Origin of the sequence: Ruegeria arenilitoris, from assembly GCF_013030265.1 — a bacterium.
GTDB lineage: Bacteria > Pseudomonadota > Alphaproteobacteria > Rhodobacterales > Rhodobacteraceae > Ruegeria > Ruegeria arenilitoris_E.
Genome location: NZ_WPZQ01000011.1, coordinates 90,412 through 115,178, shown reverse-complemented (window position 1 = coordinate 115,178; position 24,767 = coordinate 90,412). Strand labels below are relative to the sequence as shown.

Sequence of the window (24,767 nt, the reverse complement as noted above, 5' to 3'; positions counted from 1 at the left end):
ATTCTTATCCCAGCTTCACGTTATCAATGCCGACGATCTTGTCGTAGACCCAATAGAGCAGCAGCACGACACCCAGCAGGATTGTTCCCAAGGCCGCGGCAAGCCCCCAGTTCAGCGAGGACGAGATGTGGTAGGCGATCCGGTTCGAGATGAAGACACCCTTGGTTCCGCCGACAATCTCGGGCGTGATGTAGTAACCAATCGCCAGAATGAAGACGAGGATCGAACCCGCTCCGATACCCGGAATGGATTGCGGGAAGTAGATGCGCCAGAAGGTGGTCCAGTTCGTGGCCCCCATCGACTTGGCGGCACGGGTGTAGGATGGCGGGATCGTCTGCATCACCGAATACATCGGCAGGATCATGAATGGCAGCAGGATATGCGTCATCGCAACAATCGTACCGATCTGGTTGTTGATGATGATCAGACGTGAATCATCTGCAACCAGCCCGAGCCAAACCAGCGTGTCATTGATCACACCTTGTTGCTGCAGCATGACCTTCCAGGCCGAGGTTCGCACCAGAAGGGATGTCCAGAATGGCAATAATACGAGGATCATCAGCAGGTTCGAAACTCGCATTGGCAATGTCGCCAGCAGGTAGCTGATCGGATAGGCCAACAGGATACATGCACCGGTAATCACCAGTGACATGAACAGCGTACGACCAAAAAGCTTGATAAGAATCTGCTTGTCTTCCGGTTGCGCCTGCGCCCCTTCGGGAGTGCGTCGCATATCGACAGCATTCAGGAAGTAACCATTTGTAATCGGCACCGCGTGCGTCTTGATCACACGCCATGTCTGTGGATCACCCCAGCCTTCGTGAATTTCGATCAGCTGTTCTTTGAACGGTCCGTCGGTTTCGGGATCCAGACGCTTGAGCTTCCGACCGGATTTGCGGAACATCGAAGACATGCCCGTTTCTTCGTAGTTCAGACGCGTTCCCAACCGGGTGTGTTGTTTGTTGTCGATCGCAATGACCATATCACGGACGAACGCATCATAAACATCTTCGCCCGGTAACTCGCCACTTGTCTCATCCCAATTATTCAGTGCCTCGACCGTTAACGGGATCGTATCCGAAACGATGCTGTTCTCGACCGAGCGGAACAGCATTGAGGCGATGGGGACAAGAAACGAAAACAGTACGAACAGGAGTAGTGGCGCGACAAGTAAAAGCGCCCGGAGTTTCTGACGCCGCAACGAACGCGCGAGCGATTGCTTGAGCGGCGTTCCGTCCGCTGCCAGCATGGGTCCGGCGGGTTGGCTTGCGTCAGTCATTCGTGCCTCTTGGTTCTGCTTGGGTCAGGCGGCGGCGCACCGCCACCTGACTGGTCTTTCAACGCATTCAGCGATTATTGTGCCAGCCACGCTTGGAATTTGGCGTCGATGTCATCACGATAGTCAGCCCAGAACTCGTAGTTGTAGAGGAACGTGTTCTTTGCGTTTTCCGGATCGGTCGGCATATGTGGTGCCATGTCGATACCCAGTTCGGCGTGCTGACCAACCAGCGGTGCAGACGATGCACGTGCAGGACCGTACGAGATGTACTTGGCCTGATCTGCCAGACGCTGAGTGTCGGTGGCGAACATGATGTAGTCCAGCGCGCGCTGCTTGCGCTCATCGCTCAGACCGGCCGGGATGATCCAGCCATCAAGGTCAAACACCTGAGCGTCCCAAAGCATTGCAACTGGCTGCTTCTGCTCTTCGATCACGCTGAACAGACGACCGTTATAGGTCGAACCCATGACGACTTCGCCATCAGCCAAAAGCTGCGGTGTGTCAGCACCGGCGGACCACCAGACAACGCTGTCCTTGATGGTGTCGAGCTTGGCAAGAGCCTGGTCCTGACCTTCGGCAGTTGCCAGAACGTCATAAACGTCTTCTTTGGCCACGCCGTCACAGAGCAGAGCCCATTCCATGTTGTTGATCGGGCGCTTTTCCAGCGAACGTTTGCCGGGATACGCTTCGAGATCGAATACCGCACAAATGTCGGTCGGAGGATTGTCGCCCACCAGATCTGTACGATAGCCAAAGGTCGTCGAATACACGATCTGCGGGATAAAGCACTCGCTGACCAACAGGTCACCAAAATCTTCCGATGCAGGTGTTCCGTCAGGTGCTGCCGCCAGTTGCGTGTCCGGGTCGATTTCCATCGCCAGGCCTTCGTCACACAGACGGATCGCATCTGCAGCCACAACATCAACCACATCCCATGTGATGTTGCCCGCTTCGTTCATCGCGCGCAGTTTTGCCACCGCTTCGGCCGAGCTGTCATCGTTCAGAATTGTGACGCCGGTCTTTTCCGAATAGGGCTCGTGGTAAGCCTTTAGCTGAGATTTCGAATAGGCGCCGCCCCACGAGACGATCGTCATCTCTTCTGCGGAAACGGTGCCTGCGGCCGTCGCAATTGCGGCTGCAGAAAGCAAGATCTTTGTTGGTTTCATAAAGTATCTCCCAGTTATTCCCGTTTGTATTATTGTAGGCTGACGCACGGGTTTTCGTCAGCCTGTCCCTCTGCCTGACCCGGCTGGTCTATGCGTCCAGCGCACGACAATCCTGAGGCAGCCACCCGATCTCTATCTCTTCGCCGGGTTTCAGTTTTACAGCATCCGGGGCATTCCGTGTCTTGACGATGAACTCGTCATTTCCAGCGACCGACATGCGGAAGCGGAACACATCGCCCATATAGATGAACTCTTTCACTATCGCCTTGAGCGTGTGCGCATCGGCGTGCAGTCGGTCTTTGTTGAATTCAACACGCTCAGGCCGGATCGACACTTTGGTGCGCTCGCCTGGCTGGTGAACATTGATCGGAACCGCATCAATTTCCGAGCCATCATCCAGTTGAACAAGGCAGGTATCACCGTCGATCGATTTCACCACGCCTTCCAGCGTGTTGTTCTCACCGATGAACTGCGCAACAAAGCTGTTCTCGGGTTCTTCATAGAGCTGATCGGGCGGGGCAAGTTGCTGGATGCGGCCGTCATCAAACACCGCCACACGATCCGACATGGTCAGGGCTTCGGTCTGGTCGTGAGTGACGTAAACGGTTGTGATTCCAAGCTCGTGCGCAAGACGGGTGATTTCGAACTGCATGTGTTCGCGCAGCTGCTTGTCTAGTGCGCCCAGTGGTTCGTCCATCAATACCAGCTCAGGTTCGAAAACGAGAGCACGCGCCAGTGCGATCCGCTGTTGCTGTCCACCTGACAGCTGCGCAGGACGGCGGCTGCCAAAGGCACCCATCTGCACCATATCCAGAGCGCGCTTTACCTTTTCCTCTCGTTCGGACTTGCCCATCTTGCGGACTTCCAGTGGGAACGAAAGGTTTTCGGCCACAGTCATGTGCGGGAACAGGGCGTAGTTTTGAAACACCATGCCGATGCCGCGCTTGTGGGGCGGAATATTGTTGATGGGTCGCCCATCCAACAGGATTTCACCATGGGTAGCTGTTTCAAACCCGGCGAGCATCATAAGGCAGGTGGTTTTCCCGGACCCTGATGGCCCGAGCATCGTCAGAAACTCACCCTTGGGCATAGCCAGATTTAAATCTTTAACGACGAGATTTTCGCCATCATAAGACTTTTGAACGCGTTGAAATTCGACAAACGCGGCGTCGTTACTTGTTTCGGTCACAAGACCCCCTGTCTCGTCAAATGATTATCCAACAGCGTCGGATTTCACTGATCTGTCGACTCAGTTAAGACCAAGCAGGTGCGTCATTGCAACCTTGAATGCAATTTTTGATAATTGAGATATCGTTTTGATAATTCATTAAGCTGCATTCAAACGCTTCATATGCCAAGCGAGACTTTGATTACTTGAAAGAACCGGCTTTCCGATCCTTTTCTGGATTTCAGGGATGGCCGACAAGGTTCTGAGGTTCGTACAGCTTAGAAATACTGCTTCGACCGAAGAATCGGAGCCCAATTTTACGGCGGCGTCGACCACCGATTGGTTGGATATGCGTACCACTTTTGCCTCTTCGGCCTCGCCAAAGGTTCCGAAAACATCAGTCGACATTCCACGCTCGGCGAACGCCCGGCGCAACGGTATGTTGACCTCTTCTATGTAGGGCGAGAGCAACGCAAACTTTGAAACCCCAAGATCTGCGGCGCAAGCCGCAGCCGCACGCAGGGGATTGGTAACCTCAGCAGTATTGCAGGTTTGCTTAACCAGTTCCGCCACACATTCGGACCCTATGACCGAACTGGCCGAGGTACATCCATATCCAACAACCCGATAAGGCCGCGCGTTCGGCAAAAGACTGGCAGCAGCCGGCAGCGCAGTTTCCATTTCAGCCAGACTATCCGTTGTCACCTCAATACCACTTGGAATGCGGGTCACGTGGATTGGATACTTCCGATCCGAGAAATAAGCACTGAATTCGGGCTCAAGAGTTTCATCGGTCTGAAGCACAATCAGGCCCAGAGGTGACGCATTCGGATCGTCTGTATCCAGAGTATAAGGAATATGTGTCATAGTTCGATCAACTCAGGGCCTATGCGGGGGCTGATATATCTTGGTGCATTGTCAGTGATGACGATGTTCTCTTCGTGGACAAGTATTTTGTCACCCACAGCGATTCCCGGTTCTAGCGTAAGGACCATACCCGGCTCCAGCACTGTGTGATCTGATGGGATAAGCGACGGCCATTCAGTCAGCGACATACCCAAACCGTGACCCAGCCGCCCCGCATCCGTCCCTTCAGCATCACGGGTCAACACATCATTCATGGCGTGAAACAGATCGGCGGCCGTGGTCCCGGGCCTTGCGATTTCAAATGCAGCGTCCGAAGCTTCGATCAGGCGGGCATGTGCGGATTGGACTTCGTTGCTGGCAGGTCCTATCGACCAGTTGCGATCAAAGTCACTGAAGTACCCATCCCAGACGAGGCCTGTGTCCAGCATTAGCACGTCACCATTGGACAATGGCACCGGTCGTGCAGGCGAGATTACATCCGAATACCCGCCACGCTCTGCTCCGCCTGCCAGATAAGGCACCCAATCAGCTCCTTCTTCAAGGCAGAGGATCTGAAACCCGCGAAACACCTCATCCAGCGGCACACCGGAAGAGGCAATTTCCGGGACACGTGCAAATGCGCTACCTGCAATGTCACAGGCGGTTTCGATCTTAGCAATTTCAGCGGGGGATTTGACCATTCGAAGCTGCCGCAGGATGCCATGGTCACCTGCAATTTGCCGCTGACCAATGTTTCCACGCACACGGTTGAGATCTGCCAGCGGTATCCGCGCGTGCGTTTCGTGGCCGTCTGGTATCCCGATTTGACCATCTGCCGGTGTTAACTCAATCAGTGTCTCAACCAGCAATGAAACGCCATCATCCTTCAGATCAGGCGCGCTCCATGTTCTGATATCATCAACCCATGTCTGTCCCATGAGCGCTGCACCGATTGAGGGGATCACTGCTACCGGCTTGCCGCTCGCCGGCAGTACAAGAAACCAAGGGCGCGTCGGGCTTTCCCAGAACCGCGTCAGATACCCGGTAAAGTAACGCACATCCGTCTCGGTCGTCAGCAATAGTGCCGACAGGCCCTTCTGCTCCATCACCTTTTGAGCACGCTTAGTCCGGGCCTCGAACTCGGCCTGTTCAAACCCTCTCATTTTGATGAACTCCATCCCGTCGACTGCCTGACCCATTGACGTGAGCCGATTGGTGAAGTTGTGTCAACCAAAGTTCGTTGCGAAGCGGAGATTCAGATGGCGCATACTGACCCGGCCTTTACCCAAGCGGAATATGATCGCCGCCTTGCCAAAACCCGGAACGCAATGTCTCAGGCCGGTCTGGATTGCCTCTTCATAGAAGACCCTTCAAACATTTCATGGCTCACTGGCTACGAAGGTTGGTCGTTTTATGTTCATCAGGGCGCGCTGATCTTTCTGGACTCTGTTCCGGTTTGGTGGGGGCGCAGTCAGGATGCAAATGGCGCGCGCCGTACCGTTTGGATGACGGATGACCGTATCCACGGTTATGAAGACAGCTTTGTGCAATCGACAACACGCCATCCGATGCAGGATCTTGCGAAACTGATCACCGAATATGGGCATGCCCACGGTCGGATTGGTGTTGAGCTGGACAACTACTATTATTCAGCGAAGGCACATCAGACGCTGCTATCTGAATTGCCTGGTGCGTCACTGATCGATGCAACCGCACTGGTGAATTGGCAACGCGCCGTAAAGTCGGAGGAAGAGATTGCCTTTATGCGCAAGGCCGCGCGTATTTCCGAGCACATCGTTGATGGCGTGCTCGAGCGTGTTGAACCGGGCCTTCGCAAAAATGAACTTGTTGCTCAAATTTATCACGACGCGATCACGGGTGTCGGCGACGATTGGGGGGACTACGCAGCAATTGTGCCCCTGTTACCGTCGGGAACGGATGCTGCAGCACCCCACCTGACGTGGAATGGCGATGTATTCAAATCCGGCGAATGTACCTTTTTCGAATTATCAGGATGTTACAGGCGCTATCACGCCCCGTTCTGCCGGTCTGTGTATTTGGGGAGTCCCCCCGATCAGCTGAAACGCGCAGAAGCAGCACTGGTAGAAGGATTGGAAGCCGGTCTTGATGCCGCGAGGGCGGGAAATCGAGCAAAGGACATCGCTGCCGCTCTGGCCGCACCGCTGGAGCGCGCGGGAATAGAACGCGGGGCGCGTTGCGGATATCCGATTGGACTGAGTTATCCGCCCGATTGGGGGGAGCGCACAATCTCGCTGCGCGACGAAGATGAGACCATTCTCGAACCCGGCATGACCTTTCATTTCATGCCCGGCCTCTGGATGGATGACTGGGGGCTAGAGATCACCGAGTCGATCCTGATTACCGAAAATGGACCTGCTGAGTGCTTTTGCGATCGGCCCCGCAAGATGTTTGTGAAACCATAATGCTGGACCGGTCTATCGATATACTTGGCGATTTGATCGCATTTCCGACAGTTTCGATAGATTCAAATCTGGATCTGATCAAATACCTGTCGGATCGTTTCGAAGCGCTCGGCGCACGTTGTTCCTTAACTGCAGACCATAGCGACACCAAAGCCAATCTTTTTGCGACACTAGGGCCGGACCTGCCAGGCGGTGTCATGTTGTCCGGACACACGGATGTCGTCCCCGTTGCGGATCAGGATTGGACAACCGATCCCTTTGAATTGAACTGTCGCGATGGAAAGCTTTTTGGTCGGGGCACCTGTGACATGAAGGGGTTCATTGCAGCCAGTCTGGCGCTTGCCGAGACGCTTGATGCAAGCGCCTTGAAGCAACCACTGCACTTTGCCTTCACATATGATGAGGAAACGGGCTGTTTGGGCGCGCAAAATTTGATCCGTGATATCGCGCAGCGAGGAATTGTTCCGGATATCGCGATTGTTGGCGAGCCCACCGAGATGCGCGTCATCGAGGGTCACAAGGGCTGCTATGAGTACACGGCCCGATTTGCCGGATTGGAGGGGCATGGTTCAGCGCCGGATGCAGGTGTGAACGCCGCCGAATATGCTGCGCGCTATGTGGCGAAATTGCTCGAGTTGCGAGAGGCTCTGAAGGCAAGGACCCCAAAGACCAGCAAGTTTGACCCGCCATGGAGCACTATAAATATCGGCAGAATCTCGGGCGGCGTAGCGCATAATGTTATTGTCGGCAAAGCCGAGGTCGACTGGGAAATGCGACCGGTTCAGGCGAGCGATGCAGATTTCGTGAAAGGGGAAATGACGGATTACGTTGACGGTACACTGGTGCCCGATATGAAGTCTGTTCATCCAAAGGCAGGTATCGAGCTGGAAATCATAGCAGAAGTTGTTGGTCTCGAGCCCATGGATGACAACGCGGCCCGCGATCTGGTTGCAAAGCTGACAGGGGCAAACGGTGCCGATCTGGTGGCGTTCGGAACCGAGGCAGGGCTGTTTCAGCAATTGGGCTCAAATACGATCGTCTGCGGCCCCGGTTCGATCCGTGAAGCTCATAAGCCTGATGAGTATCTGGAGATCGAGCAGATGGAACTTTGCTGCCGTATGCTAAGGCGTTTGGGTGAGACGCTGGTCAACTGACTGATCTGCCGAAACCATTCCACTTTGTTTCTGCAATTTTTCAACGCCTTAATTGGTGTCGATCGCCAATAGTTACCGGTTATATTACTTCTTAGCTCTTACCTAATTGAAAAGAAGAAAGACTATTCTTTTTTGCGCTCTCCGGGAATGGCAGGTTCCCGGAGACCTAGCAAGAAAGGCTCCGAGCGATGGTGGAATATGTTGATACCCTTGTTGTAGGCGCAGGGCAGGCTGGAATCGCGATGAGCGAGCATCTGAGCCGCAACTCGATTTCTCATATCGTTCTTGAAAAGCATCGCGTGGCCGAAGCCTGGAGATCGCGCCGCTGGGATTCGCTGGTGGCAAACGGCCCGGCTTGGCACGATCGTTTTCCAAACATGAAGTTTCAGACCTGTGGGGCGGACGCATTTCCGCCCAAAGAACAGGTTGCAGATTATCTGAACGCTTATGCCGAGATGATCGAGGCCCCCATTCGGACAGGGGTTGAGGTGATTTCTCTTACAAAGAATGTTGGCCGGCCGGGATTTACGGTTGAAACATCGGACGGCGTGATCGAAGCCGAGGCCGTAGTGTCAGCAACGGGCGCATTTCAGCATCCGGGTTTTCCGGATATCGTGCCCGAGAGTGAGGGCATTACGCAGATCCATTCGGCCTCGTACCGCAACCCGCAAGATCTTCCCGAAGGGGCTGTGCTTGTAGTGGGCGCTGGTTCGTCGGGAGGTCAGATTGCAGATGAGTTGCAGCGCGCCGGCCGCAAGACTTTCCTTTGTGTTGGACCGCATGATCGTCCCCCTCGTGCGTATCGCGGTCGGGACTATTGCTGGTGGCTGGGTGTACTGGGCCTGTGGGACATTCCCGCCAAAGAACCCGGCACCGAACATGTCACGATTTCGGTCAGTGGCGCGCAGGGTGGACAGACGGTAGATTTCCGCCGCCTCGCAGCCGAAGGCATGACGCTGCTAGGCAGGGCTGATCGATATGAAAACGGCAAGCTGATCATCGACAATGATCTGGCGGAAAACATCGCCGCAGGGGATGCGAACTATCTCGATATGCTTGATCAGGCGGATGCCTATGCTGAACGTATGGGTTTGGATCTGCCTCAGGAACCCGAGGCAAGGACCCTGCCGCCCGACCCGGAATGCCTGACCAATCCGATCCATGAGCTTGATCTCAGGGCTGAAGGTATCACCACCATAATCTGGGCTACGGGCTATCGTCAGGATTTCAGCTGGATGAAAGTGGATGCGTTTGACCCGACAGGTGCGCCGATGCATCAGCGCGGCGTCTCGACTGAGCCAGGCATCTATTTTCTCGGACTGCCGTGGCAATCGCGGCGCGGGTCTACCTTCATTTGGGGCGTTTGGCACGACGCAGCTTATGTCGCAGATCAGATAGCCATCCAGAAAAATTACCGGGACTATTGTCCTGCAGCCGCTGAGTGACTCGGCAGGAAAGGCACCGAAACATGACAGTTATGCATCCCATCGAGAATCCGGTCGAAGCATTGCGGGCCAATGTATCCGTCCCGTTCGAACAGGCCCGGGCAATGCCGCCTTCCGTGTACTACTCTCAAGAGTTTCTGGAGGCCGAACTTGAAAACATCTTCAAGAAAGACTGGTTCTGCGTCGGTCGCGCCAGTTCGTTGTCAGAAGTTGGAGACTACGTAACCTGCGAACTGGCTGATCAACCGATCATCGTACTACGCGATCGGGATGGTGAATTGAGGGCTTTCTCGAATGTCTGTCGCCACCGAATGTCGACACTTCTGCATGGACGGGGGCAAACCAAATCGATTGTTTGTCCCTATCACGCATGGACTTACAATCTGGATGGTTCGCTGCGCGGTGCGCCAGCAATGGCCGGAAACAAGGGGTTCTGCAAAAGCGATTATGCTCTGCCGGAAGTGTCGTGTGAGGAATGGCTGGGTTGGGTTTTCATAACCCTTAACCCCGATGCATCCCCGGTGGCTTCGCAACTGAAAGAAGTCGAGGATCTGGTCGCCGGATACGACATGACCAACTATACTGAGACCTTCTTTGAAGAGCATCTGTGGGACACAAACTGGAAGGTGCTCGCAGAAAACTTCATGGAAAGCTATCACTTGCCGGTTTGTCACGCAGGAACCATCGGTGGGCTTTCACGGCTGGATGAAATGATTTGCCCACCGGGTCGGAGAGCTTTCAATTATCACACGATCCTCAAGGATGAATCGCTGCGTATCGCGATGGCGCATCCCAAGAATGACCGCCTGCAGGGAGATGAGCGCCGAACAACCTTTCTATTGGCGATCTATCCGAGCCTACTGATCACACTAACGCCCGGATATTTCTGGTATCTGAGCCTGCACCCCAAGGGGCCGTCACAGGTACAGATCCGTTTCGGCGGGGGCATGTCCGATGATTATGCGGACGATACGGAGGCCCAGCAGAACCTGATCGACCTGAAAACACTGTTGGACGAAGTCAACGTCGAGGACCGTGGCTGCACAGAGAAGGTCTATCGCGGTCTTTGCGCGGATGGGGCCGAGCCCGGACATCTGTCGCATCTGGAACGTCCAAATTTCGACTTTGCACAATACCTGATGAATCGCATGGATTCCAATTTCGAACCCAGAATAAAGGAGGGGGCCTGAGATGCACACCGAGCTTGCGAAACAGCTGCAAGAGATTGCGGCCCTGCCTGCGGACCGGCCGATGTCGATGCCCGGTGCATTTTACACCTCTGCATTGCAATTCGAACACGAAGCCGCGACTGTCCTGCGTCGTGGCTGGCATTGTCTAGGTCGTGCGGACGAGGTGCCTGAACCCGGTGATTTCTTTACCGTTCAGTTGTTGAACGAGCCCTTGATCGTCGTGCGCAAAGCAGACGGAGATATCGCGGTTTTGGCAAATGTATGCCGGCATCGGGGTATGCCACTGGCCGAGGGCAGTGGATCGGCTAAACGGTTCATTTGCTCTTATCACGCCTGGGCGTATGACCTTGATGGATCTCTGATGCGGGCTGCGCGCATGAAGAATGCAGGTTTCGATGCCTCCAACTGTGGTCTGCACCGGCACAATATGCATTTGTGGAACGGGTTTATCTACGTAAGCCTCGACCCGCACGCCCAGCCCTTTGAATATCCCGAACTTGATGGATTGCTCGCCCCTTACGAAAGCGAGACGTTCCGTGTTGCCCATGTGGGAGAAGAGATATGGAATACCAACTGGAAATGTCTCGTCGAGAATTTCATGGAAGGTTACCACTTGTCGGTCGTACACCCGGAAACGCTGCATGGTTACACCCCGACAGGTCTGGCACGGAAACTCTACGGAGGTGACGGCTTTACCTCATATGCTGCAAATTACCCCAAAGACATCCCTTCACGCGGCTTCGGCGCAGAAGGTCTTTCCGAGGATGAGCGTTTGCGGTCAACATTGTTTTCAGTGTTCCCAACGCAAGTTGCCAGCCAGGCGGCAAGTCTTCTTGTATCGCTGAGTATTTTTCCGCTGAACGCTGAACAGATACGAGTCAAATGGACCCTGTCGGTTTACGGCGACGATCTGGATGAAGAAACAATCTCTAAGCGGGTTTCGCTATGGGAAGAGGTCAATCGTGAAGATCGGGAAAAGCTTGAAAGAATGCAAGTTGCCCTGAATTCTGAACACGCCTGTTCCGGGCCTCTGGCGGAAGACAACTACGAAGGCACTATTCGGGACTTCCAGCTTTGGCTTGCCAAACAGGATCGCGTTCAGGCCGTGGCATAGCGGAGGCACTTGATGGCCCATACACGAATTCGGAAATTCAATACGTCCGATACTTATCCTGAACAGAATCTGGACAATGACCTCTGTCAGGCCGTTGTGACCGAGGCCAGTGGCAAAATCGTCTGGTTGCGGGGCCAATGCCCGCAGAATCTGGACGACGCAGCAAACATCGACAGCCATGACCCGGTTGAGCAAACTCACAAGGTGATGCAGAACATTCGCCAGCTTATTGAAGAAGCAGGCGGAGACATGAGCCACCTCGTCAAAGTTGTTGTTTACATAACCGATGTTCGCCATCGCGAGGCGGTGTATCGCACCATGGGCGAGTACATCAAAGGCGTACACCCGGTCTCGACCGGTCTGGTGGTTCAGGCGTTGGCCAGACCCGAATGGCTGGTCGAAATTGACGGGACTGCGGTGATCCCCGCATGACATTTTCCCTTGTTGCCCGCTGCGTTGAAACCGGCATGTTCGGTTTGGCTATATCATCGTCCTCTCCGGCTGTGGCAGCGCGCTGCTCTTTTGCACGCGCTGGTGTCGGGGCAGTAGCGTCTCAGAACGTGACGGACCCGACGCTGGGTCCACTCACACTTGATCTGATGCAAAATGGCCTGTCCGCTCCCGAAGCGATTGACCAGATCGGTCGGCAGGGAAATTTCATGGACTATCGACAGGTATTGGCCATCGACACGCAAGGGCGAACGGCTATCCATTCAGGTGCCAACAGTCTGGGCATCTGGACACAAGCCGAAGGTCGCGATGTAGCCTCTGGTGGCAATCTGCTGGCCAACGAAGGAGTTCCCGGGGCCATCGTGGCCGGATTTGTCGAATCTACCGGCCATATCGGTGATCGTCTGATTGCCGCAATGCGGGCGGGACTGAGAGCTGGAGGAGAAGCGGGACCAGTACACTCTGCCGGTCTCAAGATCGTCGACCGTCTTTCCTGGCCCATTGCTGATTTACGTTGTGACTGGACCGAAGACTGTCCGATCGAAAACATCGCAACAGCGTGGGGTGTCTACGCACCGCAGATTGATGCCTATGTCCAGCGCGCGCTTGACCCGCGCGAGGCACCTTCCTATGGGGTGCCGGGTGACAATTGACCGGTTGCAAAGGTGACTGGACGTCGGGTGGCCCTTGCTCCACCATGAGCAGGCCACTTGAAAGCTTGTACATGCCGATCAGATTCACGCTACGCCAGTTGGAGTATTTTGTTGCAGCCGGTGAGTGCGGCAGCATCGCCGCTGCGAGTCAAAAGCTTAACGTATCTTCGCCCTCGATCTCATCTGCGATAACACAATTGGAAACCGAGTTGGGTATCCCGCTATTCGTACGCCAGCGGGCGCAGGGTTTGAAAATGACCGAAGCGGGCAGAACCCTTACCGGGCAGGCACTGCTCATTCTCAATCAGGCGACGGAACTGACGCGGATGGCCGCGACTGTCTCGAACACAGTTCAGGGTCCTTTGCGGTTGGGTTGCCTTGTATCATTTGCCCAGATTGTGGTGTCAGGCCTGCGCCGCAGCTTTGAAGCGCAATACCCGGATGTGCATATGAGTCAGGTTGAACTGACTCAGAACGAAATATTCGCGGCTCTGCGACGCGCTGAAGTCGATCTGGCCCTCAGCTATGATCTGAACCTTCCACCTGATCTTGAGTTTCATCTGGTAAAGGAGTTGCCGCCATTCGCGTTACTGGCGCCGGAGCACCCGCTTGCCATCTGTGACAGCGTGACCGTTCATGATCTTGCAGCCTATCCGATGGTCCTGCTCGATTTGCCGATCAGCTCTGACTACTTCCTGTCGTTTTTCACCCGCGCAGGGCTACGACCGGTGATCAGTGAGCGAACGCGCGATATGGCCGTAATGCGAAGTCTGGTTGCCAATGGGTTCGGATACTCCATTGCAAATTTCCTTCCTCTGAACGATCTCGCACCAGATGGTAAGCCACTGAAATTCGTACCGATCGTCGGAGGGGTACCCCCGATTGCCATGGGTGTTCTGGGTGTGCCGGGCGCGACCAGCAGCAGCACCCACGCGGCTTTTGTCGAGCATTGTCGTGCAGAACTGATTTGAAGCGAAGTCACTGAACTAGGCTCTGGGACATTCTGACCGGGCAATCAAGTTCTGAGTATCAAACTCGATCAAACCCGAGTCTCGAATTAATCGGACCTGAATATCTTCAAGTGACAAAGCCTTAGCTTTTTGGTCCGTTCTGCACTCCAAAACAACCAAGCGCACGAAGGTCTGCATTCAAAATATGATAAATTTGTTGACTAAGTTGCACACGTGTTCAATTGTCGACTCCGCTGGAGGAGAGAGTCGGTGCTAGCTTGTTCCGACTGAAAACAACCTAATAATCACTATTCGACAGAGGAACCCTATCCTCGATAACAAACCTGGGCTCGTGTCACACTGGCTACATAAATAAATGATAGGGCAACTCATGCACACGTGTGCGATACTTGCGCTCACTAACCAAACAGGGGTTCCGCATGACCACATTCAAGTTTAAACGCGCTACAGCAGCATTATTGCTGAGCACAATCGCCCTACCCGCTCTGGCCGAAGACGTGACAATCACAGTCTGGGCCGGGGGCTCGAACGATGCAGATGCATATCGCATTGATGCCATTGAAATCGCCGCCGATATGCTGGAGCGCGAAGCCGCCATTGAAGGTCGCGAGCTGAATATCACCGTCGAAGGTAAACGCGACTTTGGTGGCTGGGAAGAGTTCAAGCAGGGTGTAACCCTTGCCGCCGAAGCTGGCACCGCGCCGAACATTGTGGTCACCAGCCACCTCGATATCGCACCCTGGAGCCAGGCCGGTTACATCGTTCCAGCCGAGGACTATCTGGACTTCGACGCGTGGCCACTGAACGACATCTACCCCAACTTGCTTGAGATCGCCGCCTATAATGGCATTCAGTGGGGTCTGCCGCAGGACGCAGAAAGCCGCCCGTTCTTCTTCTGGAAGGACACCATGCGCGGTATCGGTTACTCCGACGAAGACATCGCTGCCCTGCCTGACAAAATCGCATCGGGTGAATACACTCTTCAAAACGTCTTGGAAGATGCGAAGAAAGCAGTGGATGCTGGCCTTGTAGAAGAGGGTTACGGCTTTTATCCTCGGCCATCGAACGGCCCGGACTATGCTCAGTTCTACCAGTCTTTTGGTGGGCAGTTGCAGGATCCTGAGACAGGCAAGCTGGTCCTGGACAAGGCCGCGATGGAAGCATTTTACCAGTTCTTCGCCGACGCGGTTGATGCAGGGATCACGCGTAAAAACCACCTGGGTACTGATTGGGGCCAGTGGTACAGCGAAGTGGCTAATGGAAAAGCCGCGACGTGGCATGGCGGTACCTGGCACTACGCCCGCTATACCGGCAAGGAGGGCAACGAAGACTTCTTCGGTACCATCGAGTTTTCTCTGATCCCGGCAGGCAACGAAAACGGTCGCGCCAACACCATCACTCACCCACTGGTCTATCTGGTGACAGATCAGGAAAACGACGATCACGAGGACATCGCCGCACAACTGGTCAAAATCGCTTCGGAACCACGCCTGAACTCGCTGCACGCGATCAAGTCGGCGCATCTGGGCATCGGTCAACAGCAGTCGAACATCGAGCTTTACGCCAATGACCGCTGGGCCTCGGAAGCGACAGAACGCCTGCTGGTCAGCGCCAACGCACAGCCGAACAATCTGGATTACGGCGCGTTTTCAGAAGCCATGTTCAAGGGGCTCGAGGCGGCCTGGACGGGTGTGAAAACGCCAGCAGATGCGGTTGCCGAGTTGGAATCCGAGTTGAACGCGAAATTGGGCGACAACCTGATCGTCCGCTAAGTTTCCTCCCACTGGCTGGGGCGGGGTAGCCTGCCCCGGCCAACTTTTTCTCGGAGATTGCAATGCCCCGCTTCAATGCGCTTGGGTTCGGATTTCTTGCGCCCGCGATGATCGTGGTAACGCTGTTCTTTCTGGCCCCGGTCATCCTGACGGTGTTCTTCGCCTTTACCAACATGTCCACATCAACGGGCATTACAGGCGGTGAATACCTGTTGACTCAATCCGATCTGCGCGAGGTGAAAGCCAGCGGTGTGTCGGAGGAAACCTATGACAAGCTGGAAAATGCCGGTTATGTCGTCGACGAAACCGGTCTGGCCCTATTGGCCGAAGCGCGCGATCAGGCAACCGCAGATGAACTAGCAGATCTGCACGCTGGGGCACAGTTTTCATCGCGTCGGGATATGGAGCGTGCGCTCAAGGACTTGCGTGCAAATCGGATCCGTTCAACCCGAGATCGCAAGGCGCTGGCCGAGCTTTTCACTTCGAGCGTGATGGATGAACGGTTTCAGACCGAAGAAGAGTTTCGCGCAGCCCTGACTGCAGCCAGCATCCCCGAGGCAGATCAAAACATCTTGGTCAAAGTCGCCTATACTGGCTGGGTCTGGACCACAGAGAACATGAAGCTGCTGTTCTCGCTGGACAGTTCCTGGCGCTACGCAATGAACACATTGTTCTATGTTGTGTTTACATTGACATTTAACGTGGGCTTCGGCCTGTTTCTGGCGATCTCGACTTTCTATCTGCCTTCGGGCATCGCCAACACCTTTCGCACCATCTGGTTTCTTCCGCGTATCCTGCCGCCGGTTTTGTATGTGCTGATGTGGTACTGGCTGACATGGGACACTGGAATCATTTCGTCCTTCATGAGTTGGTTCGGCGTCGCTCCCCGAAACTGGATGCTGGATACAGCGACAAATGCCTGGATCGTGGTTATCCTGATCAATGGATTTGTAGGCGCCTCTCTGGGGATGATCCTGTTCTCATCAGCGATCCGGACGATCCCTGCATCGATGCTCTATGCATCAGAAGTGGATGGGGCCAATCGGTGGCAACAGATCCGCTATATCATCCTGCCACAGCTACGTTGGCCAATCCTGTTCACGTCATCCTACCAGACACTCTCGCTGCTGACCTCGTTTGAGTACATACTGCTGGCCACCGATGGCGGACCGGGTGGTGCGACCGAAGTTTGGGCTTTGGCCGCCTATCACACTGCACTGAACAACTATGGCGGCAACCTGCAATACGGTCTGGGCGCGGCCTATGCGCTGGTGCTGGTGGTGATCGGCATCGTGACCAGCGCGCTGTACCTGCGGTTCTTCAACTTCAAAGACCTCGTGGCAAAACCACGGATCGAGCAATAGGGGCCTGTCATGACATCGAACTTTCGCTCGCTTCCGGTTATTGCGCTGCTGACGATCCTGTCGCTGCCACTGGTGATCATGTACGCCTTTACATTGGTGGACTCGATCACCGATGCAGAGCCCGGCAGTCTGATACCTTCGGAATTCACCTTCCACCATTGGCGGTTCCTTTGGGATGATACCACGGGACGGGGATCAGTGTGGATCGCAACGATCAACACCTTCATCTTTGCGGGTTCTACAGCGGCCATCGTCTGTGTCACTTCGCTGACCTCGGCCTATGCGCTGTCGCGCCTTAACTTCCCGGCGCGGCGGTTCTTTCTGGCGGGTGTCATCATCCTGCACGCGTTCCCGACGATCACCCTGATCATCGCGATCTTTCTGATCCTGCAATTCCTTGGCCTTTTCGATACGCTGATCGGCGTCATCATGGTCAAGGCTGCGCTGGAACTGCCCTTTGGCATCTGGGTTATGAAAGGCTTCTACGACACCGTCCCGTGGGAGATCGAGATGGCCGGTGTACAGGACGGCGCGAGCCGTTTCATGGTCTGGCGCAAGTTGGTCCTGCCGCAGGTGCAGCCGGGCCTGTCTGCGTTGCTGATCTTCTCCTTCCTGTCGGGGTGGAGCGAATTCATCCTGCCGTTGGTCCTTGCTCCGGGCAGCGACGCGCAGGTTCTGTCGACCTATCTGGCGTACTTCCTGCTGGATGACAGTTTGGAGGTCGACTTCAACCTCTTTAAATCGGTGGGCTTGTTCTACGCACTGCCGGTAATCCTCATCTATCTGGTATTCCAGAAAAAACTCATGAATATCTACGGCGGGGGCTCGAAAGGCTGATGCAACTTAGGCTCGAAAACTTCACCAAAACCTTCGACGGCCTTACCGTCATCGATAAGCTGAACCTTACGGTAGAGAGCGGTGAGATGATGGCGCTGCTGGGTCCATCTGGCTGCGGCAAGTCCACCACGCTGTTTACCATCTGCGGTATCCACCGGATGAATGGTGGTACGCTGCACTTCGGGGATCGCAATGTCTCGGACCTGCCCTCGCAAAAGCGCAACGTGGGTGTGGTGTTCCAGAACTATGCGCTTTACCCGCATATGAGCATTCGCGAAAATATTGCTTTCCCTTTGCGCGTGCAGAAGCTGGATAACGCGACTATCACACGCAAGGTGGCTGAGATTGCGGAACTGGTGCATATCCCTGAACTGCTAGATCGTCGCCCGGCGCAGCTGTCAGGTGGTCAGCAGCAGCGCGTAGCTCTTGCCCGCGCGCTTGTGCGACAACCGGATGTGCTGTTGCTGGACGAACCACTGGCCAATCTCGACGCTAAGCTACGGCTTGAGATGCGCTCGGAAATTCGTCGCATTCAGCTGGAAACCGGCATCACGGCCATCCTCGTGACTCATGATCAGGTCGAAGCAATGTCAATGTGCGATCGCATCGCGCTGATGAAGGATGGTAAAATCGTACAGCTGAGCGAACCGGACCAGATGTACAACGATCCGGTTGATACCTTTGTGGCCGGTTTCCTTGGCAACCCGCCGATTTCATTCCTGGACGCTACTGTTGCTGATGGCCAGTTCCGCATTGGCGACAGCGGTATTGCTATTGCCGAAACTCTAAGACCGAAGGTCAATGGTCAGGTACAACTGGGCATCCGGCCTGAATATTTCGGCCCGCAATTCGGATCTGACCTGACGGGCAAGATCAGTTTCGTTGAAACGCAAGGACGCGAAGATCTTTATAACGTGACCCTTCCCAACGGGTCGGTTCTGCGGTCAATCCAACCTGCTGGACCGCGTCTGAAACTGGGTGAGACCGTGAACTGGGGTATCGCCTCGGATCACGCATTGGCCTTTACACCCGAAGGAACGCGCATCTGATGTCGGACTGGTTGACCCCCTCCCGTCCCTTGTCGATCGCGCATCGCGGGGCCAGTGCCTATGCGCAGGAAAACACCCTGCCTGCATTTGCACTGGCCGCCGATCTGGGCGCCGATATGTGGGAGGTGGATCTGCACCTGACAGCAGATAATCAGATCATCGCTTTTCACGATTTTTCATTGGCAGACGGGCGCGCCCTTCGTCACCTTACATATGCAGAAATTCGGGCAGCAGTTCGTCAGGATGAAGCCCCTCTGTTGTCTCAGATCATCGAACTGGCACGGGACCGCTGCTGTGGTATCTATGCGGACATCAAGGCACCGGATGCAGCCGTACCAACATCAGAGTTGCTTCAGTCCGTCGGGATGAAACGCGCTATTCTTGGTGCTTTTGATCCAACTGCGGTGCAAGCTCTGCGCGCTGCAGATTGCCCCTACCCTGTTGCTGTCCTGATACCAATCGGGATCGATCCATTCGAGATCGCAACCGAGGCAGATATCCTTCATCTATGCTGGGAGAAGCTGGATCGCCCTCAGGATCTGCTGGATGAGGCCTTTTTTGACCGGTGCCGCAATACCGGACAGAAGGTCGTTCTTTGGCACGAAGAAGATCCGGTCCGAATGGCTAAACTGCGCAACAAGCCGGTATTGGGAATCTGTTCGGATCGTCCCGAATTGGTCAATCCGATTAAGTTTCGCGACGGATTGCAAGTTGTGTGTCACCGAGGCGCCAACAAAATCGCACCTGAAAACACCCTTGCCGCTGCGCACGCATGCTTTGCTGCAGGCTTTAGCCATGTCGAGATCGACGTCCATGTGACAGCCGATGATCAACTGGTGGTTTTGCACGACCCCACTCTGGATCGCACCACTAACGGAACCGGGCCAGTATGCGACCGGACCCTGGCAGAGCTACAATTGCTGAGCGCCGGGGATTGGTTTTCGCAGTTCTACGCCGAGGAAAAGATACCCATGCTTGATGAAGTGTTGGAGTTGGCCAAATCCTATGACGGCCATCTCTATATCGAGCTGAAATCGGCACCGGCGAATTTGGTCTGGGATCGCGTAACAGCTCACGACATGCAGGATCGGGTGTTTTTCTGGTCCTTCGTGACGCAATCCTTGCACGACATGCGTGCGATTTCCTCCGAAGCGAACCTGATGATGCGCCGACAGGATTTTCCCAGCCTGAATGAGGCTCTTAATTGTCTGGCTCCAAAACTGATCGAATACACGATATCGGACGACTGGTCTGAATTTCCTAAGCTGCGCCAGCTCGGGATACCCTTCATGATCGCTTACGGTGGCGACGAGAGCGAAACACTCGAGAAAATCGCTGACGCGAAGGCTGACTTGGTCAATCTTGATCAACCGTTTAGTTTTGCAGAGATTTGTCGCAAAAAGGGGTTGATCAGTGACTGACGAACCCAGAAAATCTGTTACCTCATTTGACGTTGCCCGCCGGGCGGGCGTTTCACGCTCGATGGTCTCAAGGGCGTTTACCGAAGGCGGGGCTATTTCGGACAAATCCCGCCAAAAGGTTCTGAAAGCTGCTGAGGAGTTGGGTTATCGCGTCAACTTTCTGGCGCGCGGTCTGCAAACGCGACAGTCCAATCTGGTTGGCATCGTCGCTTCATCTCTGGATACTCCGTTCCGATCTCGGCAGGTCAAAATTGCCGCGCAAGAGTTCATCAGCCACGGTTATCGCCCGATTTTGCTGACCGTGGACGCCCATGAAAGTGTCGAACAACTCATGTCGGTGCTGCTCAACTACAATGTTGCTGGCGTAATGGTGACATCAGCGACGCCGTCTTCAAAGATCATTCAGGAATGTCGCCGCCTGCGCATGCCCCTTGTCTTGATCAATCGTGGCACGAACCAAGACATCGCGGACACGGTTCAAATCGACGTACAACAAGCCGGAGAGTTGGCATACACGATGCTCACCCGATCCGGTGCGGGTCGCTTGGCCGTGGTTCACCCTCAGGCACCGTCATATTCAGTGACCGGACGCGCCCGCGCATTCATTGAGAAGTGTCATGCCGAAGGCATCGAGGTTACGGAATTCATATCTTCCAGCCAAAGCTATGCAGCAGGATACGACGTAGCAGGAAACCTGGGTCTTTCGCTGGATCAGATCGATGGTGTGTTCTGCTCGACTGATCTGTTGGCCCTGGGCGTTCTGGACCGGCTTCGCGCGGACTGGCACACCCGGTTTCCCGAAGACCTGCAGGTGGTTGGCTGCGACGACATCGAACAGGCTAGTTGGGGGGCCTATCAGCTATCGACGATGCGGCAGGACGCTGAGGAACAAGTGCTTGCCGCCGTCACCCAGATGCTGGATCGCATCGAAAACCCCGACGCACCAATTCAAAACTACAATCAAAAACTGACACCGATTTTTCGGCAGACAACAATGAACAGGCATGACTGAGAGATTTGAAACCAAACTGGATTTTGCCAGATTTTTAGCCGTTGAAGCTGGCACTTTGGCTCGCGAGCTCTACAAAAACAAAGATCAGGATTTTGTTTCCGTCAAAGGTTTGCAGGATTTCGTGACAATTGCAGATCGCAAAGTCGAACAGCGCATTCGCGCCTTGATCAAGGAATACTACCCATCGGACGCGGTCTTGGGCGAAGAAGAAGGCCAATCCGGGCAAAGTGAGGCGATCTGGGTGGTCGATCCGATTGATGGCACGGCAAACTACATGAGAGGTTTACCGGATTGGGCTGTCTCGATTGCATACTGCGAAAACGAAGAGATTATGCTTGGGGCAATTTATGCGCCTGACCGAGATGAGTTGTGCTGGGCTGCCAAAGATCAGGGCGCTTTCTGCAATGGGGTTGTAATTGAGGTTTCGAATTGCAGCCAACCCGACCAGGCAGTATTGTTGTTGGGTCGTTCATCTCGCAAACCGCTTCAGGAATATTTGGACATCGTGCAGCACACGGTTGATGCGAACATGGAGTATCGCCGCAATGGTTCGGCTGCCGTGAGTCTGATGTGGGTCGCTCAAGGACGTGCTGAGGGATATTACGAGGCTCATCTGAATGCTTGGGACGCACTGGCCGGTGTGCTGATCATTCGTGAGGCGGGCGGATTGGTGCGCTCTCAACCAGTTGCGGAGACGCTTGAGAATGGCAGCGAGATTCTGGCAATTGTTCCTGAACTAGAGCGGATCACGGTCGACACCATCATGCATCAGGATTTTATCGCGTAAGCCCTGCCTCTTTGAAACGGAGTACTTCTAAGGAGTATCGCGCCACAAGGTGTCTGGTCGCACCACCGCTATTGCATCCGAAAGATCTTCTGTTGATCGAAGTAGCGAAACCACACCAACACGCAAATCGGCTACCGCATTCGATGGTGAGCGCGGTGTTTGGTCCCCTGATTTGATGGGGTGATCCAGCAAACAGCGTTTGAGAGGCGTTTTAGGGGCGGATAATGTGCCGCCCCTGTTTGACAGCGCTACATCGGCAAGCGCAGCGCCATATGCAAGTTAATCTTCGGAGCCTCGAGCTCTTGCGCCACTGACCCGTGCACCGCTGACGCGAGCGCCGCTCACTCTTGCGCCACTGACCCGTGCACCGCTAACACGTGCACCACTGACGCGGGCGCCGCTGACACCAGGCCCATCACCTCCGAAGCAGACATCCAACAGTACCTGTTCGAACTGGCCGGTCATCACATCCATACGAACGGTGAAATCAGCTTTGTTGTAGTTCCAGACCCGAATGTCGTCCGCAAACTGAAAATCGGCAGCGGCAATCCCGGTAAGGTTGGGGTTGTTTGGCGCACGCGATGCCAGATTGCCCGGTGCGTTGTTGTCAGATCCCTCTTTGTTGACGAAATCTCCGTCACCATGCACGAGGAAAATGGTGGGCTCAGGCAATTCGTAGTAGGCGCCCTCGAATGCGAAGCCGTAAATTCTGGCCAGTTGTCCGCCATCAAGGAACTGATCGCCAAGGAAATTGTTCACACCTTTGCCGCGACGGCGTTTACCTTTGAATTCGAACTTCTGATGTTCCGCTGCTGCGGTGACATCATCGGTCTGTTGCCAGAACGTGCGCTTGTGCTTTGACCCCTTTTTGACAAATACAAAGTCACCCTTCGGCTCTAACCTCCGATTGCCCAGAACGAGAGAGCCGCCCGAATTCTGAACCCGGTAAACTCCTGAGACATCAACATCATTGATCTGAACCAGAACTTTGTTACCAACCTCAACGGTCACATCGTCAATCACACCACTTGTGATGGTGGGCAGCGAGGTGACGCCATCGTCAATAATGGCAACACGGACCCGTGTGTCTTTCTTGAGTTTGAGATCATCTACAGCGCGGCCAAACAAAAGCACTTCTGAAAAACTGAGCAACGACTCAGACATATCACTTTCTCCCAATTACGGGATTGGCGAAGTCCGAGACTGCGCCCCCCCCTCTTTGAGGCCCGATCAATTCGGACCAAATGTTTCATAAGAATTCACCCGCGTATTAAATGCCACAAAATGCGCGCAAAACAAAGCAATTTACGTTCGGGTCAATTTGGTATTTTTGTTCGTACAGAGTTTGCATGACTATTTTCATCAGCTTCTGGCAGTCGGGGACCTGCTGTTGTCAAACCGATTTCACGCATTCTGAAGTTGCCTTCGATGATATTTCGGAACGCACCACCGGTGATTTCCTGATCAACTGCAAGCAGGGCTTTTTCGACTCCGAAATAGCTCAGCATATCAGCGTCAAGCTTCTCCCAGGTGTCGGCCAGATAGGTGCCAAGATAGTCGCGCGCCTCCAACAAGGCGATGCGAAACCCTTCAGGATTTTGCTCATAGCGCGCATCAAAGATATTTTGCATCACCTCGTTGTAATCTGGGGAATCTTCGAGCTTGTCTGACAGATCCTCTTCCTCGGCTGAGATCAGTCCATGCAGCAGCAAGCGCTCATGATAGATGTCTACGAAGATATCAAACATTGCGCCGGTCAAAGGCTCGGAAAGATCGTGTTCACTTGACCAGCCGCCTGCGAATTCGGACAGGACCTTGTCATTGGCGGCAGTCCGAATCTGGGCGTTCTCGGACAGTTCCGCAAATCGGTTTAAGCGGTTGAACGTATAGAGATTTCCACGGGTGTTTCTCAGCAGATCGTCCACAACAGATCCAAAATGCAGGGACGCCAGCAAGGCAACCATGTCCGCCGCAGATTCATGGAACCCATAATATTCTCCGGATGCATCTTCGGTCGACGGCATCCCAATGACGCTATAGATGATCGCATGCCCAATCTCATGCGCGACAACATCAAAGTTCAGGCTGTAGGGTCGGTATTCATTGCCATGCTCATGTGTGCCTCCGGTTTCCAGGAAGCCCCACCCGATATGAGCATTGTCGAGACTGGGAAGTAGTGACAGCTCCAAACGATCGAAATCGCGGGCAAAGTGCCATGGGATCGGTCGCCCGAAATAACCCTCCCAGACATCCATCGTGAAATGTGCTGAGCCGAAAAGGTGAGCCGCCTCAAACCCGGGATCGCCGGGTTGGACATGGATGAAATTACCGTCCTCATCCGGAGACGGAGGCGGCTGTATATAACCATCCCAAGGAGGCAGGTACATGTGCGGGCCATGCGGTCCCTGGACGTTCGCACCGTATGGAGTCGTCTTGCCGACCGGATCGACTGTGTACATGCGTGGGCCCGCCGGGCCGGGACCAATCGAACCGGGCGGAGCAGAGATCTCCACCAATTCCGGCACAGCATTGGATTCAAGAAAGGGCGATTGCGGATACAGCAGGAACCGGGTGCCCGGCGCCTCGTCCTCCATCTGTTCGGGCCAGTTCATAAATTCCCTTCCCGCGTCGCGCAGGTGCCATTC

At 54.6% G+C, this 24,767-nt stretch carries 22 protein-coding genes; 15 read left to right on the top strand and 7 right to left on the bottom strand.

Annotated features, from left to right (window positions below):
* Window positions 1-4: 4 nt before the first annotated feature.
* The 5 genes from GOX61_RS18440 to GOX61_RS18420 all read right to left on the bottom strand — a co-directional run bounded on the left by GOX61_RS18440 (window position 5) and on the right by GOX61_RS18420 (window position 5,622).
* Window positions 5-1,279, bottom strand: coding sequence for an ABC transporter permease (locus GOX61_RS18440; RefSeq protein WP_170336088.1), 1,275 nt, complete (start codon window positions 1,277-1,279; stop codon window positions 5-7).
* A gap of 74 nt (window positions 1,280-1,353) precedes the next feature.
* Window positions 1,354-2,445: an extracellular solute-binding protein gene (locus tag GOX61_RS18435; protein WP_155147750.1), complete on the bottom strand. Its 1,092-nt coding sequence runs from the start codon at window positions 2,443-2,445 to the stop codon at window positions 1,354-1,356.
* Window positions 2,446-2,533: 88 nt separating this feature from the next.
* Complete coding sequence (locus tag GOX61_RS18430; RefSeq protein WP_170336086.1) at window positions 2,534-3,634, bottom strand: ABC transporter ATP-binding protein; 1,101 nt, start codon at window positions 3,632-3,634, stop codon at window positions 2,534-2,536.
* A gap of 138 nt (window positions 3,635-3,772) precedes the next feature.
* Complete coding sequence (locus tag GOX61_RS18425; RefSeq protein ID WP_170336084.1) at window positions 3,773-4,480, bottom strand: maleate cis-trans isomerase family protein; 708 nt, start codon at window positions 4,478-4,480, stop codon at window positions 3,773-3,775.
* Window positions 4,477-5,622 (bottom strand): M24 family metallopeptidase, encoded by a 1,146-nt coding sequence (locus GOX61_RS18420; protein WP_170336220.1) that lies wholly within the window; start codon window positions 5,620-5,622, stop codon window positions 4,477-4,479. Before GOX61_RS18420 ends, GOX61_RS18425 begins: the two co-directional genes overlap by 4 nt.
* 96 nt (window positions 5,623-5,718) lie before the next feature.
* On the opposite strand from GOX61_RS18420, the gene GOX61_RS18415 reads away from it, so the two are divergent.
* From GOX61_RS18415 to GOX61_RS18350, 15 genes are all read left to right on the top strand, one after another.
* Window positions 5,719-6,903, top strand: coding sequence for a M24 family metallopeptidase (locus tag GOX61_RS18415; protein WP_170336082.1), 1,185 nt, complete (start codon window positions 5,719-5,721; stop codon window positions 6,901-6,903).
* Complete coding sequence (argE, locus tag GOX61_RS18410; RefSeq protein WP_170336081.1) at window positions 6,903-8,057, top strand: acetylornithine deacetylase; 1,155 nt, start codon at window positions 6,903-6,905, stop codon at window positions 8,055-8,057. The genes GOX61_RS18415 and argE overlap by 1 nt, the downstream gene beginning before the upstream one ends.
* 188 nt (window positions 8,058-8,245) lie before the next feature.
* Complete coding sequence (locus GOX61_RS18405) at window positions 8,246-9,502, top strand: flavin-containing monooxygenase (protein ID WP_170336079.1); 1,257 nt, start codon at window positions 8,246-8,248, stop codon at window positions 9,500-9,502.
* 23 nt (window positions 9,503-9,525) lie between these two features.
* A complete protein-coding gene (locus tag GOX61_RS18400) occupies window positions 9,526-10,692 on the top strand; it encodes an aromatic ring-hydroxylating oxygenase subunit alpha (protein ID WP_170336077.1) in 1,167 nt (388 codons plus the stop codon).
* A 1-nt stretch (window position 10,693) separates the two neighbouring features.
* Window positions 10,694-11,806, top strand: coding sequence for an aromatic ring-hydroxylating oxygenase subunit alpha (locus GOX61_RS18395; protein ID WP_217353924.1), 1,113 nt, complete (start codon window positions 10,694-10,696; stop codon window positions 11,804-11,806).
* A gap of 12 nt (window positions 11,807-11,818) precedes the next feature.
* Entirely contained in the window at window positions 11,819-12,238 is a 420-nt protein-coding gene (locus GOX61_RS18390; protein WP_170336076.1) for a RidA family protein, read from the top strand.
* Window positions 12,235-12,909 (top strand): DUF1028 domain-containing protein, encoded by a 675-nt coding sequence (locus GOX61_RS18385; protein WP_170336074.1) that lies wholly within the window; start codon window positions 12,235-12,237, stop codon window positions 12,907-12,909. The genes GOX61_RS18390 and GOX61_RS18385 overlap by 4 nt, the downstream gene beginning before the upstream one ends.
* Before the next feature lie 71 nt (window positions 12,910-12,980).
* Entirely contained in the window at window positions 12,981-13,880 is a 900-nt protein-coding gene (locus tag GOX61_RS18380; protein ID WP_170336072.1) for a LysR family transcriptional regulator, read from the top strand.
* Between the two features lie 419 nt (window positions 13,881-14,299).
* The gene (locus GOX61_RS18375) at window positions 14,300-15,652 is read left to right on the top strand and encodes an ABC transporter substrate-binding protein (RefSeq protein WP_155147732.1); all 1,353 of its coding nucleotides are present in this window, start codon (window positions 14,300-14,302) and stop codon (window positions 15,650-15,652) included.
* A gap of 62 nt (window positions 15,653-15,714) precedes the next feature.
* Window positions 15,715-17,016: a carbohydrate ABC transporter permease gene (locus tag GOX61_RS22320; protein ID WP_174825263.1), complete on the top strand. Its 1,302-nt coding sequence runs from the start codon at window positions 15,715-15,717 to the stop codon at window positions 17,014-17,016.
* A gap of 9 nt (window positions 17,017-17,025) precedes the next feature.
* Window positions 17,026-17,853 carry a carbohydrate ABC transporter permease gene (locus GOX61_RS22315; protein ID WP_174825262.1) on the top strand — a complete coding sequence of 276 codons (828 nt, stop codon included), beginning with the start codon at window positions 17,026-17,028 and terminating at the stop codon, window positions 17,851-17,853.
* Window positions 17,853-18,902 carry an ABC transporter ATP-binding protein gene (locus GOX61_RS18365; RefSeq protein WP_170336071.1) on the top strand — a complete coding sequence of 350 codons (1,050 nt, stop codon included), beginning with the start codon at window positions 17,853-17,855 and terminating at the stop codon, window positions 18,900-18,902. Before GOX61_RS22315 ends, GOX61_RS18365 begins: the two co-directional genes overlap by 1 nt.
* Entirely contained in the window at window positions 18,902-20,323 is a 1,422-nt protein-coding gene (locus tag GOX61_RS18360; RefSeq protein WP_170336068.1) for a glycerophosphodiester phosphodiesterase family protein, read from the top strand. Before GOX61_RS18365 ends, GOX61_RS18360 begins: the two co-directional genes overlap by 1 nt.
* Complete coding sequence (locus GOX61_RS18355; RefSeq protein WP_170336067.1) at window positions 20,316-21,335, top strand: LacI family DNA-binding transcriptional regulator; 1,020 nt, start codon at window positions 20,316-20,318, stop codon at window positions 21,333-21,335. The genes GOX61_RS18360 and GOX61_RS18355 overlap by 8 nt, the downstream gene beginning before the upstream one ends.
* Window positions 21,328-22,122 carry an inositol monophosphatase family protein gene (locus GOX61_RS18350; protein WP_170336065.1) on the top strand — a complete coding sequence of 265 codons (795 nt, stop codon included), beginning with the start codon at window positions 21,328-21,330 and terminating at the stop codon, window positions 22,120-22,122. Before GOX61_RS18355 ends, GOX61_RS18350 begins: the two co-directional genes overlap by 8 nt.
* 279 nt (window positions 22,123-22,401) lie before the next feature.
* Here the strand turns inward: GOX61_RS18350 and GOX61_RS18345 are convergent, their stop codons facing one another.
* On the bottom strand, window positions 22,402-23,286 hold the full coding sequence (locus GOX61_RS18345) for a hypothetical protein (protein WP_170336064.1): 885 nt from the start codon (window positions 23,284-23,286) through the stop codon (window positions 22,402-22,404).
* 152 nt (window positions 23,287-23,438) lie between these two features.
* Window positions 23,439-24,734, bottom strand: a complete 1,296-nt coding sequence (locus GOX61_RS18340; protein ID WP_170336062.1) for a hypothetical protein — start codon at window positions 24,732-24,734, stop codon at window positions 23,439-23,441.
* Window positions 24,735-24,767 lie beyond the last annotated feature (33 nt).